Raw genomic sequence first — 15,768 nt, 5'->3', positions numbered from 1 at the left:
TTCCCGGAGCGGCCGGCCCCGCTGCCCTCAGGCCGGCTGGCCGCCGAAGAAGCGCCGCGGCGACATGCCGTAGGCGCGGCGGAACATGGCGGAGAAGGCGCTGGGGCTGGCATAGCCGAGCTCGGCGGCGATCTCGGCGTAGGGCCGGCCCTGGGCGGCGAGCACGGTGGCGCGGTTCAGCCGCACCTGCTGGCGCCACAGGCCGAAGGACATGCCCATCTCGGCCTGGAACAGCCGCGCCAGGGTGCGGGCGCTGGCGCCCACCCGCTGCGCCCATTCCTCCAGCGGCGCGGTGTCTGCAGGATCGTCCATCAGCGCTTCGCACAGTGCCCGCAGGCGGCGGTCGGCCGGCTGCGGCAGGCGCAGGTCCAGCGTGCGGGCGTGGGCCAGCTCGGTCAGCAGCAGGGCCTGGATCTGGCGCAGGTGCTCGCCGCTGGGCGGCGGGCTGGCGGCCAGGGCGCTGATCAGCTCGCGCGCCAGCGGGCCGATCTCTATCACCGTGCACTGCGCCGGCGGCAACGGCGCCAGCTCGGCGGCCACATGCACCGTGTGCATCTCCACCTTGCCCAGCAGCAGGACCTCGTGGGGGATGCCCGGCGGCACCCATACCGCGCGGTAGGGCGGCACCAGCCAGCGGCTGCCGGGCACGTCCAGGCACAGCGCGCCGCTGACCGGAAAGGCGAGCTGGCCCCAGGCATGGGCGTGGTAGGGAATCACCGAGTCGCGCGGCGGCTTGCGGATGGCGACGGCGATGGGGTCTGCCGCGGTGGGCGGACGCCGGGCGGGGAGGTCGACGATGGTGCGTGGCATGATTGCGATAGTTATTGTCTGACTGGCTGTCTCCTGCCAGTTCCTGCCCGTCTATGATGCCGCAAACCCCTTCCTTGCGGCAGTTCCATGACGACCCAGATCCTTACGCTTCCCCCTTCCGGACCCGCGCCGGCGCGCCACGATTTCGGCGTGATCGCGGTGGTGGCCTTCGTGCATGGCACCTCCCACTTCTTCCAGCTGGTGCTGCCGGCGCTGTTTCCCTGGCTGATTCCGGCCTTCGGCCTGGACTTCACCCGCGTCGGCCTGGCCACCAGCACCTTCTTCCTGGTGTCAGCCTTCGGGCAGGCGGCGGCCGGTTTCGCGGTGGACCGCTTCGGCGCCTACCGGGTGCTGAGCGGGGGCGTGGCCTGCCTGGGCGTGGCGGCCTTGTTGATCTCGGTGGCGCAGGGCCTGGGCGGCCTGCTGGTGGCGGCGGCGGTGGCGGGCGTGGGCAACGCGGTGTTCCATCCGGCGGATTTCAGCCTGCTCAATCGCAAGGTGTCGGAGAAGCGGCTTGGCCATGCCTTCTCCGCCCACGGCCTGTCCGGCAACATCGGCTGGGCGTTGGCGCCGGTGTTCATCGTCGGCATCGCCAGCGTGGCCGGCTGGCGGGCGGCGGCGGTGGGGGCGGCGCTGGTGGCCTTCGCCGGCGTTGGCTGCCTCTTCCTCGCCCGCGGCTGGCTGGCGGACGAAGCGGAGCGGGTGGCCGCGCGCGCGCGGCCGGAGAAGGCGCGCTCGCTGGATTTCATCCGCGTGCCGGCGGTGTGGTTGTGCTTCCTGTTCTTCTTCTTCACCACCATGGGCTTCGGCGCTTTCCAGAACTACGGCACGCCGCTGCTGCAGGCGCTGTTCGACCTCAGCCTGCCGGTGGCGGCCAGCGGCATCACCGTGTTCCTGTTGGCTTCGGCGGCCGGGGTGTTCAGCGGCGGTTTCCTGGCGGCGCGGGTGGCGGCGCACGAGCGGGTGGTGGCCGCCTTCCTCGGCTTTTCCGCGCTGACCGCGGTGACCCTGGCCGCCGGCGTGCTGCCGCCCTGGGCGGCGGTGCCGGCGCTGGCGGCGATCGGCTTCTGCACCGGCATCGCCGGGCCGTCGCGCGACATCCTGGTGCGGCGGGCGGCGGTGTCACGCTTCGGCTCCGGCGCCTACGGCCGCATCTACGGCCTGGTGTATTCCGGCATAGATGGCGGCATGGCGCTGTCGCCGCTGGTGTTCGGCCCCTTGATGGACCACGCCCATTTCTCGCTGGTGATGGCGGGCGTGGCGGTGCTGCAGGCGGGCGCGGTGGCGGTGGCGCTGGGCGCGGCGCGCAGCGCGGGCCAGGCAGCGGCAGCCCCGGCGCGGGCCTGATCCGGCTGGCTGCCGCCTGCCGGCGTGCTCAGCCGGCCTTCTCGAACAGGGTTTCGAGGAAGTCCGCTCCCGGCTGGCGCAGGCGGCGGCGGGTGGTGACGTCGGCGATCACCCGGTGGTCGTCGCTGCGCACGATCTGGGCGTGGTGGTCTAGTTGGCTGCCGTGGCGCTCGAATTCGCACAGTTGCAGGCTCAGGGTGCTGCCGACATCGGCGTTGCCGTGGTACAGGGTGTGGCGTTCGGTGGTGACGCAGCGCGCCGCCCAGGGGCCGAACCAGGCGGCTTCGGCGTGATCGACCAACTCGTGGAAGCGGGCGAAGTAGAGAAAGCCGGCGCCGTTGAAATGCACTGAAGGGCAGGGGCGGATGGCCTGCGGCGCATAGCTGTGCGCCGGACGGCCGTTGCGCGCGGCGTCGCCCTCGCGGCGTGCCTGCAGCCAGGCGCGGTTGTGGGCGGCGAAGCGTTCGCCTTCTTCCAGCGGCGGCACGGCATCGAAACCGCTGACCGCGCTGCGGGCGGCGGAGGTGTTGTCGCCGGCGCGCTCGCGGGCGACGAATGCCGACAGCATGTCCACCACCGCGCGCAGGCCGTGCGCGCTGGAGACCACATGCTTGCTGTAGAACTGGGTGCGGCTTACCCGGCCCAGGCTGCTGGCGATCTCCAGCTGGTCGTTCTCCAGCACCGCATCCAGTTCCGCATGGCGCAGGCGCACCGAGCGGAAGGCGGGATAGACGCGGCGGTGGCGTGCGTCGCGCAGCTGTGACACCGGCATGCCGCAGGCCTGGGCGAGCAGCTGCCAGTGGCGGTCGCCACATTCGGCCAGCAGCCAGCTCTCGGACAGACCGTTCAGGCCCAGCTGGGGCATGCCCACCCGGTAGTGGCCGGCGGCGCCCGGCGGCAGGAAGGAGAACAGCGGCGGGGCGGCGCTCAGGGTGGCGGTGGACATGGCGGGATTCCGGGGCGGTTCGGACGGAGCGGGATGGGAGGGGTGGATGGGATGGTGGCTGGCGTGAGGCCCCGGCGCGTGGGCGCCGGGCCGCTCGGGCGGCGGGGTCGGATGCGGCTTCGGCCCGGCAGGTCGGGCTGATCTCCCCTCAGGCCACCGCAGCTTCGGCCGCAGGGCCGGATTCGCCGGTGGCCAGGCGCCCGGCGATCACGCCAGCGAGGTGCGCCGCGTCTTCGGCCACGCCGAGGAAGCGGCCGGAGCCCCAGGTGTGCAGCCAGGGCAGGCCGAGGAAGTAGAGCCCGGGCACTGGCGAGACGCCGCGGGTGTATTTCGGGTTGCCGCGGCCGTCGAAGGCGGGCAGCTCTATCCAGCGGTAATCGGGGCGGAAGCCGATGGCCCAGATGATGGTGGTGATGCCAGCGGCGTCGCAGTCCAGCGCCAGCGGGTCGGCCGCGGGCGCCCAGACCTTCTCGAAGGGCGCTTCCTCCGGTGCGTCCAGGCCCTGGGCGGCGATGTACTTGTCGATGTCGCGGCGGATGCTCACGTATACCTCGTCGGCGTCGTCCAGGTTCTGCGTCAGGTCGGGCAGGAATTCCAGGCGGCTGCCGTGGATGTCGGCCATGCTGCCGTAGAGCTTCACGCCCTCCAGCGCGAACTTGCGCAGGTCAATCTCGTGGCCGCCGTCGCGGCCGGTCATGTAGTGGTTGGTCTTCTCGCGCGCCTTTTCGCCCAGCGGATGGCGATCCACCGTGAGTTCGTAGTAGCCCATGTCCATCAGCCATTCGGTGGCCTCGCGGCCGCGGTACATGCGCGGCGAGCGCGGCGCCGGGCCGACGCACAGATGCACCTTGCGGCCGGCCAGGTGCAGGTCTTCCATGATCTGCACGCCGGACTGGCCCGAGCCCACCACCAGCACCTCGCCCTCGGGCAGCGCTTGCGGGTTGCGGTAATCCACCGAGTGGATCTGCTTGATGTGCGCCGGCAGGCTGGCGGCATAGGCCGGCACGATGGGGATGTCGTAGCCGCCGGTGGCGACCACGATGTGGTCGGTGCTGAACTGGCCGGCGCTGGTCGTCACCTCCAGCCGGCCGGACTTGCCGCGCACCACATGCTGCACGCCCACGCCTTCGACGATGGGCGGCGCGATCTTGCGGGCGAAGGCTTCGACGTATTCGGCGATCTGGTCCTTGAGCATGAAGCCTTGGGGATCGTCGCCCTGGTAGGGGAAGTCGGGCAGGCGGCACTGCCAGTTGGGCGTGACCAGGCAGAAGGTGTCCCAGCGGTCGTTGCGCCAGGAATGGGCGACGCGGTTCTTCTCGAACACGATGTGCTCTATGCCCTGCTGCTGCAGGCAATGGCTGATCGACAGCCCGGCCTGGCCGCCGCCGACGACGATGACCGGGTAGTGGGCGCGTGACAGCAGCTGGGTCGATTGGGGGAAGAGGGTGTTCATGGGCGTGCTCCTGGATGAAGAGGCGTTGCGGTGGAGGGCGCGTCAGCGCGCGCCCGGCTCGAAGCGGGCGACGGTGACGCGGCTGTCGGGCTGGGTTTCGAAATCGCGGGCGCGGCTGCGGATATGGCCGAGCTGATCCATGGCGCTGGAGCAGTAGAAGCCGTACTTCTGCCGCACCCGCTCGCTGGCTTCGTTGAGCGCCTGCTCGCAGCGGGCGACGAACTCCGGCACCGGGTAGGTCTGGCCGGCGGCGAGGTGGTCGGCGATCACCAGCGAGGGCGAGTAGCAGGCTTCTTCCTGGCCGTCGGGCCAGCGCACGTGGAAGTAGAGTTCAGGCATGTGGGGTCTCCGGGAAACGGGTGGCGGCGAGCAGTTCGCCATAGGCAGCGAGGTGGGCGCGGGCGCAGGCGGGCCAGTCATGGCGGGCGGCTGTCGCATGGCCGGCGGCGATCACCCGTTCGCGGGTGCCGGGCATCAGCGCCCGGCACATGGCGCTGGCGATGGATTCCGCGTCCTGCGGATCGGCCCACAGGCAGTCTTCGGCGCCGAGGAAATCGGTGAAGGGCGCAATGCGCGACACCACTGCCGGCGTGCCGCTGGCCATCGCTTCGAGGATGGCGAGGCCGAAGCCTTCCACCAGCGACGGAAAGACCAGGGCGTCGGCCAGGCGGTAGAGCGCCGGCATCTCGGCATCGGCGAGCACGCCGGCGAGGATCACCGCGCCGCCGTGCTCGCCTTGCGCCAGGCCTTCCGCCGCCAGCGCGGCATCGAAGGCGCGGCGGTAGGCGCCGTGGTCCAGCAGGCTGGCGCCGCCGGCGATCACCAGCTGCGCCGCGCCCAGGGTGCGGCGCAGGCGGGCGAAGGCGCGCAGCGTGCCCAGGGTGTTCTTGCGTGCCTCGATGCCGCCCACGGCAAGGAAAACCGGCGCGTCGCCGAGGCCGAGGCGGGCCTTCAGCGCGGCGTCGCCGGCGTCCGGCCGGGGCTGGAAGCGGGCGAGGTCCACGCCATTGCCGACCAGCCCGGCGGCCAGGCCCAGGCGTTCCCGCAGCGCCTGCTGCCAGCTGGGGCTGACGCACAACAGGCGGTCGGCCCGCTGGATGGAGCGCAGCTCCAGCGCATCCACCACCGGGTCGCCGAAGCTGCTTTCCAGGTGATGCACCGTGCGCAGGTAGGCGGGCAGCAGGCCGCGCTGGCGCAGGGCCAGCAGGGCGTTGGCGCCGATGCCGTCATGCGCGTGATAGAGGTCGAAGCCGGCCCGCCCCGGGGCGGCGAACCAGTCGGTGAAGGCGGCGATGCGGGCCTGCACCAGGCTGCGCAGCGTGCTGTGCCGGCCGTGCTCGGCAATCAGGCGGATTTCGCAACGGCTGTCGCGGAACAGGCGGGCGCCCTCGGCGGCCGGCGCGTGCAGGGTGACTTCATGGCCCAGGGCGGTCAGCGCCTCGCCCAGCTCCAGGCAGTGCACCACGCCGCCGCGCGGGTTGATCGAGTGGGTGAGGAGGGCGATGCGCAGCCGCCGCTCCGGCTGGTTGCCGGCCGCGCGCGGCGAGCCCAGCTGACGTTGCGGCGCAGGCTGGCGGCCCAGGCGCTCAGGCTGCATGGCGGGCTCCCTGCGCAGGGGCGACGCCCATCAGGCGTTCGCTGGCGAGGTCCCAGAACACCGCTTCGGCGCTTGCGCCGCCCTCGCTCAGGCTGAGGTCCAGCCGGCTGCCGGCGGTGATGTCGCCGATGGCGGCGGCGGCGATGCCGCGGGCGGCGAAGCGTGCCACCAGTGCGTCGGCCTGCTGCGGCCGGCAGGCGAGCAGGAAGCCGAAACTGGGGAAGCTGCGCAGCCAGCGCGCCAGCGCCACGCCGGCCGGCTGCGGCACGCGGTCGAGGGCGATGCGGGCGCCGACGCCGGAGCACTCCATCAGCATCAGCGTGGTGCCGAGCAGGCCGGCCTGGCTGATGTCCTTGGCGGCGTGGGCGAGCTCGGCCTCGGCGATGGCCGGCAGCAGGGCGAGGTCGCCGCGCAGGCGCTGCGGCGCTGCGGTGGTGGCGGCGTTCCAGTTGTCGAAGGGCTCGCGGTAGGCGCCGCGCAGGTCGATGGCGGCCACCAGCACGTCGCCCGGCCGGGCGGCGAAGCTGCTGAGCAGGCGCCCGGCCTCGCCCAGCACCGCCACCGCCAGCTGGGCCTGCGGCGTGCGGGTGTTGCTGTGGCCGCCGACGATGGGAACCGCGTAGGCCCGGGCGGCGGCGGCCATGCCGGCCATCACCGCCTGGGCCTGGGCGGCGCCGTCGCTCCACAGCGCATTCACCACCGCCAGCGGGCGGCCGCCCATGGCGGCGATGTCGGAGAGGTTCACCATCACCCCGCACCAGCCGGCGAACCAGGGATCGTGGGCGACGAAGGCATTGATGAAGCCTTCGATGGCGAACAGCAGGTGGCCGTCCTCGCCGTTCCCGCCGCGGGCGATGGCGGCGCAGTCGTCGCCCAGCCAGGCGTCGGCGGCGGGCAGGGCCGGGGTGCCGAGGGCGGCGAGCACGGCGTCGATGTCGCGCTTGTGGGCGATGCCGGCGTGGCCGCGCAGTTCGGCGACCAGGCGGTGCAGGGCGTCGGCGGCCATGTCAGCCTCCCCGCTGCAGCTCGACCTGCATCGCCTCACCGGCGGCGAAGGCCGGATAGTGGGCCAGGTCGGCTTCCATCAGGTGGTGGGGCTGGCCGTGCAGCTCCAGGGCCTCGACGCTGCGCCAGTGCAGGCGCTCGAACAGGGGGACGTTGCGCGCCTGGACCTGGGCGACGAAGCGGTCGCAGCCCAGGGTGTTGGCGCTGCGCACCGCGAGCTGGATGAGGGCGCCGCCGATGGCGCCGACGCGGCGGAAATCCGCCGCCACCGCCAGCCGGGAGCCCTGCCAGACGCGCGGCGCGAGGCGGTGGATGCGCACCGTGCCGACCACCGGGCCGGGGCCGGCGGCCGGCTCCGCCAGCGGCCGGGCGATCAGCGTCAGCGCATGGCGGTCGATGTCGTCGGCATCGTCGCCGGCGAACAGGCCCTGTTCCTCGCAGAACACCGCGCGGCGCAGCCGCAGGGCGGCGGCGCGGCCGTCAGCGTCGGCATGGACGACGCGGTAGCGGCGCGGCAGCTGCAGCCGCGCGGCGAGGGGCTGGGGTGCGTTCATGCCGGCACCTCGTAGCTGGACAGGGCGGAGCAGGCGCCGCATTTGCCGCAGCCGGCCTTCATGCCGCGCGCCGACAGGCCGCCTTCCTGCAACATGCCGGCCAGCGGGGCCAGCACCGCGTCCATGAAGGCGGCGTCCGGCGCCGGATGGTCTTCCAGCGGCGTGCCGGAAATCGGCACGAAGGGCACGACGAAGGGATACACGCCCAGCGCCACCAGCCGGCGGCAGGTTTCCAGGATGGTGTCGCGGCTGTCGCCCAGGCCGGCGAGGATGTAGGTGGAGACCTGGCCGCGGCCGAACACCTCCACCGCGGCGGCGAAGGCTTCCTCGTAGCGTTCCACCGGGATGGCCGCCTTGCCCGGCATCAGGCGCTGGCGCAAGGCCGGGGTGAGCACCTCCAGGTGCATGCCCAGGCTGTCCACGCCGGCCTCGCGCACCCGGCGGAACCAGCCGAAATCGTCCGGCGGTTCGAACTGCGCCTGCAGCGGCAGATCGACCGCGGCGCGGATGGCCTCGGCGCTTTCGCACATGACGCGGGCGCCGCGGTCGGCGGTGGGCGGGGTGCCGGTGGTCATCACCATGTGGCGCACGCCGTCGAGCAGCACCGCCGCGCGGGCGACTTCGGCGAGTTGCTGCGGCGTCTTGTGCGCCACCGTGCGGCCGGCGGCGAGCGACTGGCCGATGCTGCAGAACTGGCAGCTCTTGCTGCGGCTCTGGTAGCGCACGCAGGTCTGCAGCACGGTGGTGGCCAGCACGTCGGTGCTGTGCAGGGTGGCGATGTGGCTGTAGGGCACGCCGTCCAGTGTCTGCAGGCGGTAGAAGCGCGGCTGGCGGGCGAAGGCGATGCGCGCCACCGTCTGGCCGTCGCGCCGCACCGTGGCCTGCCCGGCGGCATCCGGCGGCGAGGCGAGGTAGGGCGAGTTGAGCGCACGGCCGGTGTGGATGGGGATCATCACCGGGCGGCCCTCGATGAGCACGGTGGCGTGGTCCGAGGGGCCGGCGCCGCCGCGCCGGGTGTGGATCTCGGACGGACGGCCTTCCAGGCGGAAGCCGTGGCTCTGCAGTTCAGAGATCAGCTGTTGCGGACGCAGCGCGGTCATCGTCGACATGCTCGGCTCCTGCGGGGTGGGGGAAGGGCGCCGCGGCGGCTTGCAGCGGCGGCTTGGGGGCGAGGTCGGCGCGCAGCGAGAGCAGTTCGGGGCGGGCGTAGTGGCCCACCGAATCCATCATCCGCTTGCGCTTGGTCACCAGGGCCATGTCGAGGTCGGCCACCAGCATGCCTTCGCCCTCGGTGAGCGGCGGGCAGAGGTAGTTGCCTTCCGGCGACACGATGGCGGTGTGGCAGCCGCCGCGCAGCGCGCGCTGCATGGCCGGGTCGGGGGTGAGGGCGGCGATCTGCGCCTCGCTCAGCCAGCCGGTGGCGTTCACCACGAAGCAGCCGGATTCCAGCGCGTGGTGGCGTATGGTCACCGCCATCTGGTCGGCGAAGATCTGGCCGACCATGGAGCCGGGGAACTGGGCGGCGTGGATCTCCTCGTGCTGCGCCATCAGCGCGTAGCGCGCCAGCGGGTTGTAGTGCTCCCAGCAGGCCAGCGCGCCGATGCGGCCTATCGCGCTCTCGACCACCTTGAGGCCGCTGCCGTCGCCCTGCCCCCAGACCATGCGCTCGTGGTAGGTGGGGGTGATCTTGCGGCGCTTGAGCAGCAGTTCGCCGTCGGCGTCGAATATCAGCTGGGTGTTGTAGAGCGAACCATGGTCGCGTTCATTGACGCCGAGCACGACCACCGCGCCCGCCCGTCGCGCCGCCTCGCCGATGGCCCGGGTGACCGGGCCGGGCACCGTCACCGCCCGCTCGTACAGCTGGAGATGGGCGGCGCCCATCGCCACTGCGGGCTGGATGAAGGAGAAGTAGGGGTAGTAGGGCACGAAGGTCTCGGGGAAGACCACCATGCGTGCGCCTTGCTCGCCGGCCTCCTGGATGGCACGGCAGACCTTGTCCACCGTGCCGGTCGCCGAGTCCAGGTCGGGCGCCAGCTGCACCGCGGCGACGCGGACGATACGCGGGGTCGTCATGCTCGTCTCCTCGCCGTGCTCAGAGCGTCCAGGTGTTTACGACGAAGGCGTTGTCGCGCTTGGCGAGCAGTTGCAGGTCCATCACGTCCAGCGGGCTGATCGGGCGGATGCCGGGAATCAGCGAGGGCTCGCCGTGGCCGTACAGCGCCTGCAGGGCGAAGCGGCACGCATAGACCTTGCCGCCTTCCTCGATGAACTTGGCGATCTGCTTGTTCATCGCCAAGTGGCCGGGGAAGGCTTCGTCGCCGATGCGCGGGAAGCCGCGTTGCACGCCCAGGGTCACGCCCGGGCCGTAGAGCAGGATGGTGGTGTCGAAGCCCTTGCGCAGCAGGCGGGTGGCCTGCAGCAGGTTCACCAGGCCGATGGAGCCTTCAAAGGCAACGGTGTGGAAGGTCACCAGCGCCTTCTGGCCGGGCTCGGCCTTGACGTCCTCGAACACTTTCTCTTCGTAGTCGACGAAGAAATCACCGGCGGCGTGGGGGGGAAGGGTCACAGCAGGCATGTCGGTTCCTCTACAGGTTGGGGTGGGAAGCGCGCCGCCGTGGGTGGGATGCTGCGGCTCCGGACAGGCTGATCCGCGGCGGTGCGCCGGATCAATTTAGCAACGTGCGTGCCATCAATGACCGATTATTGTATGCATACAATAATCGGCAAGCGTGTAGCGGGAATGGCTGTGGGAAGGGCGCGGGGTGCAGGAAAAAGCGCTTGCAGGCTGAAGGGGTTGCGCGCACAGGCAGAGTGCGTTTGTGGCGTGCGGGCGCACGGCGATAGTGCATGGTTTGTATGCATGCAATTTCGCGGCTGAGGGTGAGAAGGGCTGGAGCGGGGGCGAATCGGTAAGCGGGCGGCGCTGCCCGCGCGGGGCGTTTGGGGGAGGCCGCCAGCAGGCGGGACCAGGCCGGGCTGGGTTGGTGGCGGGGGTATGTTTGTGCGCCGCTGCGGGAGCGGGCGCTGGGCCGCGGGCGGCAGGAGGGCGGCGGCGCGGACGCCGGCCGCCCTGCGCCGGCGGCGTGGCCCGCCGGGAATCAGACGATGGAGGAGTAGATGGCCGGCGGATGCGACAGCGCTGCGCCCACCAGCTCCATGGCGTGGCTGACGTCGGCGCGGCTGGCAGTGCCGCCCAGGCAGATGCGCACTGCTTCCACCGCCGGCCCGCTGACGAGGAAGGCGTCGCTGGTGACCACGCCGATGCCGCTGGAGCGCAGATGGGTGGCGAAGCTCACCCGGCTCCAGCCTTCGGGCAGCGGCAGCCAGAGGTGGAAGCCGTCGGCCGCGGCGAGATAGTCCACCGCTCCCAGGGCCGCGGCCGCCAGTGCCTGGCGGGCGCGGGATTCCTCGCGGACGAAGGTCACCAGCGCGTCGCCGGTGCCGTCGCCCACCCACTCGGTGGCGATCGCCATCGAGATTGGCGGCGCCATCACCGTGCCGGCGCGCAGGATGGCGGACAGGCGCGGCAGCTGGCGCGGGTCGGGTATCGCCAGGTAGGCGATGCGCAGCCCGGCGCCCAGCGTCTTGGACAGGCCGCAGACGTGGTAGGTGAGCTCGGGCAGCAGGCTGAAGAAGCTGGGGGGCGGGGCTTCCGGCAGCAGGCCGTAGGGGTCGTCTTCGATGATGGGCACGCGGTGGCGGGCGGCGATCTCCGCCAGGGCCTCGCGCCGGGCCAGCGGCAGGGTGACGGTGTTCGGGTTCTGCAGCGTGGGGTTGCAATACAGCGCCGCCGGGCGGTTGTCGCGGCACGCGGCGTCGAAGGCTTCCGGCAGGATGCCGTCGCGGTCGGCGGCGAGGCCGATCAGGCTGACGCCATGCACCGCGGCCAGCGCGCGCAGTCCGGGGTAGGTGAGGTTGTCGCAGCACAGCCGGCCACCGTTGCCGGCCAGCAGCAGGAGCAGGGCATTGAGTACCGCGTGGGTGCCGGGGCAGACCAGCACCCGCTCGGCGGCGGTGTGGATGCCCCGCCGTGCCAGCCACTGCACCGCCGCCTCGCGTTCCTCCGGCCCGCCGCCGAAGGGCTGGTAGCGCAGCAGGCCGCGGATGTCGCCGCACAGGCGTTTCATGCCGGTCTCCATGCGCGCCAGCAGTTCCGGGCGGTCCGGCTCCGGCGGCAGGTTCATCGACATGTCCATCAGCGGCGCGCGCGTCGGCGCCGGCCGGGCGCGCGGGGCGGCGTCGGCGCGCACGAAGGTGCCCTGGCCCACCCGCGCATCGGTCAGGCCGCGGCGCTGGGCCTCGGCATAGGCGCGGCTGATGGTGGTGAAGTTGTAGCCCAGGGCGTCGGCGAGTTGGCGCTGCGGCGGCAGCTGAGCGTTCGGCCCCAGTCTGCCCTGGCGGATGTCTTCGGCGATGGCGTCGGCGATGGCGAGGTAGGCCGGCTTGTCGGTGGCGAGGCCGGAGGGGGTCCAGACGGGCTTGCGGGGTGGCATCTAAGGCATACAGTCGGAGAAAATTGCCGGCATTGTATGCATTCTTCGGCGCAGGGTCATACCGCCGCCGCTGGGCGGCGCAAACCGCCCTTCCGCGGTGCTGCGGTCCAGCTGGCTGGCGGTGCCTCGCCGGAGGCTCCACCGCAAGGGCGCGGCCCGGTTGCGAGCGGCACCGGGCATGGGCGGCGCGATCGCGCCATACTGCCCGGGTTTCCCATTTTTCGATCGACTCCCGGCGCCCTGGCCGGCGGAGTGAGCAAGGAGGCGTCAGCATGGAGATGAAGCGCGTCAATTCCGGCAAGCTGCGGGCCATCGGCTATGCGGCGCGTGAGCGCTTGCTGCGGGTTGAGTTGGACGACGGCCGGGTGGTGGAGCACAGCGGCGTCAGCGAGGAGGTATGGCGCCGCTTGTCCGGCTCCAGCTCGGCCTGGAGCTATTACCGCGACAACATCGAGGAGGAGTACGCCGGGCGCGCTGGCGCGAAGGCGGCCGTGGCGGGGGCAGCCAGGCCCAATCCGCTGGACGAGCTGTTCGGCAAGTGAGGCGGGTGGTCCCCGTCTGCCTGCCGAGAGGCTTTGGCGATCGCCACCGGTGGGTTGCTCCGCCGGGGCGGAGGCGGCCCGCTTACAGCTCGATCAGATCCGCATGGTGGTGCCAGAACTCCGGCCCGGGAATGGTGCCCATGCCGGCGGCGACGTTGTCTTCCATGTGTTCCGGGCGGCCGGTGCCGGGGATGGCGCAGGTGACGGCTGGATGGCCGAGCACGAACTTCAGCAGCAGCTGCGCCCAGCTGGCGGCGCCGATGTCGGCCGCCCACGGCGGCAGCGGGCGGTCGCGCAGCTTGCGCAGCAGGCCGCCGCCGCCGAAGGGGCGGTTGATGAGCACCGCCATGCCGCGCTCGGCCGCCAGCGGCAGGATGCGCTGCTCGGCCTCGCGGGCGTCCAGCGAATAGTTGATCTGCAGGAAGTCGAAGCGCTCGTTGCGCATCACCGACTCCAGCTCGCGGTAGGCGGCGGCGGTGTAGTGGGTGATGCCGAGGTAGCGCACCCGCTGCTCTTCCTTCCACTGCCGCAGGGTGGCGAGGTGGGCGCGCCAGTCCACCAGGTTGTGGATCTGCATCAGGTCCAGCTGCCGCGTCTGCAGCAGGCGCAGGGAGTCTTCCATCTGGCGGATGCCGTTGGCGCGGCCGCGTATCCACACCTTGGTGGCGATGAAGGCGCGCTTGCGGCTGCCGCTGGCGGCCAGCAGCTCGCCGGTGGTGGCTTCGGCGCGGCCGTACATCGGCGAGCTGTCGAGCACTGAGCCGCCGGCGTCGAACAGGGTCTGCAGCACCGCCGGCAGGCGCTGGTATTCCGGCGTGTCCGGGGCGGCGTCGAAGCCGATGTAGGTGCCGCAGCCGATCACCGGCAGGGCTTCGCCGGTGGCGGGAATGGGGCGGGTGAGGAGCTTGCCCGGGCGGTCTGCGGCGTCGGCCGGTGCCGATGCGGGGCGGGGCGAGGCGGCATGCCCCGGAGGGAGCGCCAGGCCGGCAACGGTGCCGGCGGCCAGGCGCAGGAACTGGGCGCGGGTGAGTCGGGGCGACAAGTCGTGGGCAGACGTCATTGCAGTCTCCGGTTCGGCGCGACGGGTTGCCGCGTGGGCGGTGCCGCCTCAGGCCTGCGGGCGGCCGGGATCGTACCGCCGGCATCGCGATAGAGCATGCCGGGCGCCGGCGGTTCGATCCGCTTGCTGAATTCTTTGTACGCCATGCCGCGCCGGCTTGCTGGCGTGGCCGCGGTTTGCCTGCGGCAGCGCGCAGGCATGCATTCGGCGTGCCCGGGGAAGGAGACGTTCAGGTCTCCAGGTCGCGGTCGCGCACTTCCGGCAGGAACAGCAGGCCGACGACGGCGGCCACCCCCAGCAGGCCGACCAGGTACCACAGGCCGGCCAGGGTGTCGCCGGCGCGCACGCTGAGCCAAGTGACCATGAAGGGCGACAGGCCGCCTATCCAGCCGGCGGAGAGGTTGTGCGGCAGCGCCACCGCGGTATAGCGGGTGCGCGCCGGGAACAGCTCGGCCAGCGTCGCCGTCTGCGGCCCGGTGATGCAGGCCAGCGCCACCACCAGCACCAGCAGCAGGCCGACGATGGCGAGGCGGTTCATCTGCGCCGGGTCGGCCGCGTCCGGCCGGCCGGCGGCGATCATGGCCGCCTGCACTTCGGCCGGCTGGTAGCCGGCCAGTTGTTGCCCGCCCACCCGCACCGCGAGTTCACCGGGCGCGCGGCTGTGCACCACGCCCAGGCGGGCGAACAGTTCCTGGTAGCGCTCGCAGTCGTTGCGCGGGGCGGTGAAGGGGTCGTAGCGGCAGTCGGCCCCTAGCAGCACCACCGGCACTTCCCGGTTGAAGCGTTCCAGCGCCGGGTTGCCGTAGGTGAGCAGGCCGTGGAAGGCGGGCAGGATGGCGATGGCGCCGAGGATGAGCCCGGCCAGCAGCACCGGCCGGCGGCCGATGCGGTCGGACAGGCGGCCGGCGTACAGGGTGAGCGGGAACAGCGCCAGCGTGGCGACCAGCACCAGCTGGCTGGTGGTGGCGGCGTCCAGCTTCACCACGTTCTTCAGGAACACGGTGGTGTAGACCTGGGCGGAGAAGAACAGCAGCGATCCGCCGGCGGAAATGCAGAAGAACAGCAGCGCCATGCGGCCCAGGGTGTGGCGGTCGCGGAAGCACTCGCGCAGCGGCGCCTTGGCCAGCGCGTTCTTCTCCCGCAGGTGGCGGAACACCGGCGATTCGTGCAGGTTGAGCCGGCTGCGGATGGAGATGGCCAGCAGCAGGATGGAGACCAGGAAGGGCACCCGCCAGCCCCAGTCGCGGAACTCCGCATCGCTGAGGAAGGCCTGCAGCGCCACGATCTGCAGGGTGGAGGCCATCATGCCCAGCGGGCCCATCAGCTGCAGCACGCTGGTGTAGAAGCCGCGCCGGCCGGTGGGCGCGTGCTCGGTGAGATACACCGCGGCGCCGCCGATCTCGCCGCCCACCGACAGCCCCTGCAGCATGCGCAGCACCAGCAACAGCAGCGGCGCGGCGATGCCGATGCGGGCGTAGGTGGGCAGCAGGCCGACGCAGAAGGTGGAGGCGCCCATCAGCACGATGGTGGCGAGGAAGATGGCGCGGCGGCCGTAGCGGTCGCCCAGCGAGCCGAACAGCGCCGCGCCCAGCGGCCGCACGATCATGCCGACGCCGAAGGTGCCCAGGCTGGCGAGCAGCGCGGTCACCGGGTCGTCCGGCGGGAAGAACAGCACGCTGAAATAGATGGCCAGGGTGGCGAAGGTGAGGAAGTCGTACCACTCGAGGAAGGTGCCGAAGCAGGCGGCGACGACGACTTTGCGCTGGATGGTGGAGTTCTGTTCCGGGGCGGGCATGAGCTGGGAGGCGCGGGCTTAGGGCAGGGGCGGATAGACGGGAGAGCCGGCGGGGCGGCGCCGGTCACCGGGCCGGGCATTATCCCGGAACTCGCCGCCCTCGGCCCGCCGCAGTGCGGCATCGGCTGAGGCGCGTGTCTCGCCGCGGGCGGCGGGGCGCGGTCCG

General features: G+C 72.0%; 15 protein-coding genes. 2 read left to right on the top strand and 13 right to left on the bottom strand.

The window, feature by feature from the left end; all coding sequences use genetic code 11:
- Nucleotides 1-27 precede the first annotated feature (27 nt).
- On the bottom strand, nt 28-810 hold the full coding sequence (locus tag C7389_RS11215; protein ID WP_133591385.1) for an AraC family transcriptional regulator: 783 nt from the start codon (nt 808-810) through the stop codon (nt 28-30).
- An 87-nt stretch (nt 811-897) separates the two neighbouring features.
- Between C7389_RS11215 and C7389_RS11210 the strand changes: the two genes are divergently transcribed.
- Nucleotides 898-2,157 carry an MFS transporter gene (locus C7389_RS11210; protein WP_133591383.1) on the top strand — a complete coding sequence of 420 codons (1,260 nt, stop codon included), beginning with the start codon at nt 898-900 and terminating at the stop codon, nt 2,155-2,157.
- A 28-nt stretch (nt 2,158-2,185) separates the two neighbouring features.
- Here C7389_RS11210 and C7389_RS11205 read toward each other — a convergent pair whose 3' ends face one another.
- The 10 genes from C7389_RS11205 to C7389_RS11160 all read right to left on the bottom strand — a co-directional run bounded on the left by C7389_RS11205 (nt 2,186) and on the right by C7389_RS11160 (nt 12,205).
- The gene (locus C7389_RS11205) at nt 2,186-3,103 is read right to left on the bottom strand and encodes a Pnap_2097 family protein (protein ID WP_133591381.1); all 918 of its coding nucleotides are present in this window, start codon (nt 3,101-3,103) and stop codon (nt 2,186-2,188) included.
- 148 nt (nt 3,104-3,251) lie between these two features.
- Entirely contained in the window at nt 3,252-4,556 is a 1,305-nt protein-coding gene (locus C7389_RS11200) for an MSMEG_0569 family flavin-dependent oxidoreductase (protein ID WP_133591379.1), read from the bottom strand.
- Between the two features lie 42 nt (nt 4,557-4,598).
- Nucleotides 4,599-4,895, bottom strand: coding sequence for an MSMEG_0570 family nitrogen starvation response protein (locus C7389_RS11195; protein WP_133591377.1), 297 nt, complete (start codon nt 4,893-4,895; stop codon nt 4,599-4,601).
- The gene (locus tag C7389_RS11190) at nt 4,888-6,153 is read right to left on the bottom strand and encodes an MSMEG_0565 family glycosyltransferase (RefSeq protein WP_133591375.1); all 1,266 of its coding nucleotides are present in this window, start codon (nt 6,151-6,153) and stop codon (nt 4,888-4,890) included. Before C7389_RS11190 ends, C7389_RS11195 begins: the two co-directional genes overlap by 8 nt.
- On the bottom strand, nt 6,143-7,159 hold the full coding sequence (locus C7389_RS11185) for a sll0787 family AIR synthase-like protein (RefSeq protein ID WP_133591373.1): 1,017 nt from the start codon (nt 7,157-7,159) through the stop codon (nt 6,143-6,145). Before C7389_RS11185 ends, C7389_RS11190 begins: the two co-directional genes overlap by 11 nt.
- Before the next feature lies 1 nt (nt 7,160).
- On the bottom strand, nt 7,161-7,712 hold the full coding sequence (locus C7389_RS11180; RefSeq protein ID WP_133591371.1) for an MSMEG_0567/Sll0786 family nitrogen starvation N-acetyltransferase: 552 nt from the start codon (nt 7,710-7,712) through the stop codon (nt 7,161-7,163).
- Nucleotides 7,709-8,821 carry an MSMEG_0568 family radical SAM protein gene (locus C7389_RS11175; protein ID WP_211168263.1) on the bottom strand — a complete coding sequence of 371 codons (1,113 nt, stop codon included), beginning with the start codon at nt 8,819-8,821 and terminating at the stop codon, nt 7,709-7,711. The genes C7389_RS11180 and C7389_RS11175 overlap by 4 nt, the downstream gene beginning before the upstream one ends.
- A complete protein-coding gene (locus tag C7389_RS11170) occupies nt 8,778-9,785 on the bottom strand; it encodes a Nit6803 family nitrilase (RefSeq protein ID WP_133591369.1) in 1,008 nt (335 codons plus the stop codon). The genes C7389_RS11175 and C7389_RS11170 overlap by 44 nt, the downstream gene beginning before the upstream one ends.
- Before the next feature lie 19 nt (nt 9,786-9,804).
- Nucleotides 9,805-10,287: an MSMEG_0572/Sll0783 family nitrogen starvation response protein gene (locus C7389_RS11165; RefSeq protein ID WP_133591368.1), complete on the bottom strand. Its 483-nt coding sequence runs from the start codon at nt 10,285-10,287 to the stop codon at nt 9,805-9,807.
- Nucleotides 10,288-10,810: 523 nt separating this feature from the next.
- On the bottom strand, nt 10,811-12,205 hold the full coding sequence (locus tag C7389_RS11160; protein WP_133591366.1) for an aminotransferase-like domain-containing protein: 1,395 nt from the start codon (nt 12,203-12,205) through the stop codon (nt 10,811-10,813).
- Nucleotides 12,206-12,477: 272 nt separating this feature from the next.
- Between C7389_RS11160 and C7389_RS11155 the strand changes: the two genes are divergently transcribed.
- On the top strand, nt 12,478-12,747 hold the full coding sequence (locus C7389_RS11155) for a KTSC domain-containing protein (protein ID WP_133591364.1): 270 nt from the start codon (nt 12,478-12,480) through the stop codon (nt 12,745-12,747).
- Nucleotides 12,748-12,829: 82 nt separating this feature from the next.
- Here the strand turns inward: C7389_RS11155 and C7389_RS11150 are convergent, their stop codons facing one another.
- Both C7389_RS11150 and C7389_RS11145 read right to left on the bottom strand, forming a co-directional pair.
- Complete coding sequence (locus C7389_RS11150) at nt 12,830-13,807, bottom strand: aldo/keto reductase (protein WP_133591362.1); 978 nt, start codon at nt 13,805-13,807, stop codon at nt 12,830-12,832.
- A 229-nt stretch (nt 13,808-14,036) separates the two neighbouring features.
- Nucleotides 14,037-15,602: an MFS transporter gene (locus tag C7389_RS11145; protein ID WP_133591360.1), complete on the bottom strand. Its 1,566-nt coding sequence runs from the start codon at nt 15,600-15,602 to the stop codon at nt 14,037-14,039.
- Nucleotides 15,603-15,768: the final 166 nt, after the last annotated feature.

It is taken from the genome of Azoarcus indigens, assembly GCF_004361735.1.
GTDB classification, from domain to species: domain Bacteria; phylum Pseudomonadota; class Gammaproteobacteria; order Burkholderiales; family Rhodocyclaceae; genus Azoarcus; species Azoarcus indigens.
This window is presented reverse-complemented; position numbering and strand designations above follow the sequence as displayed.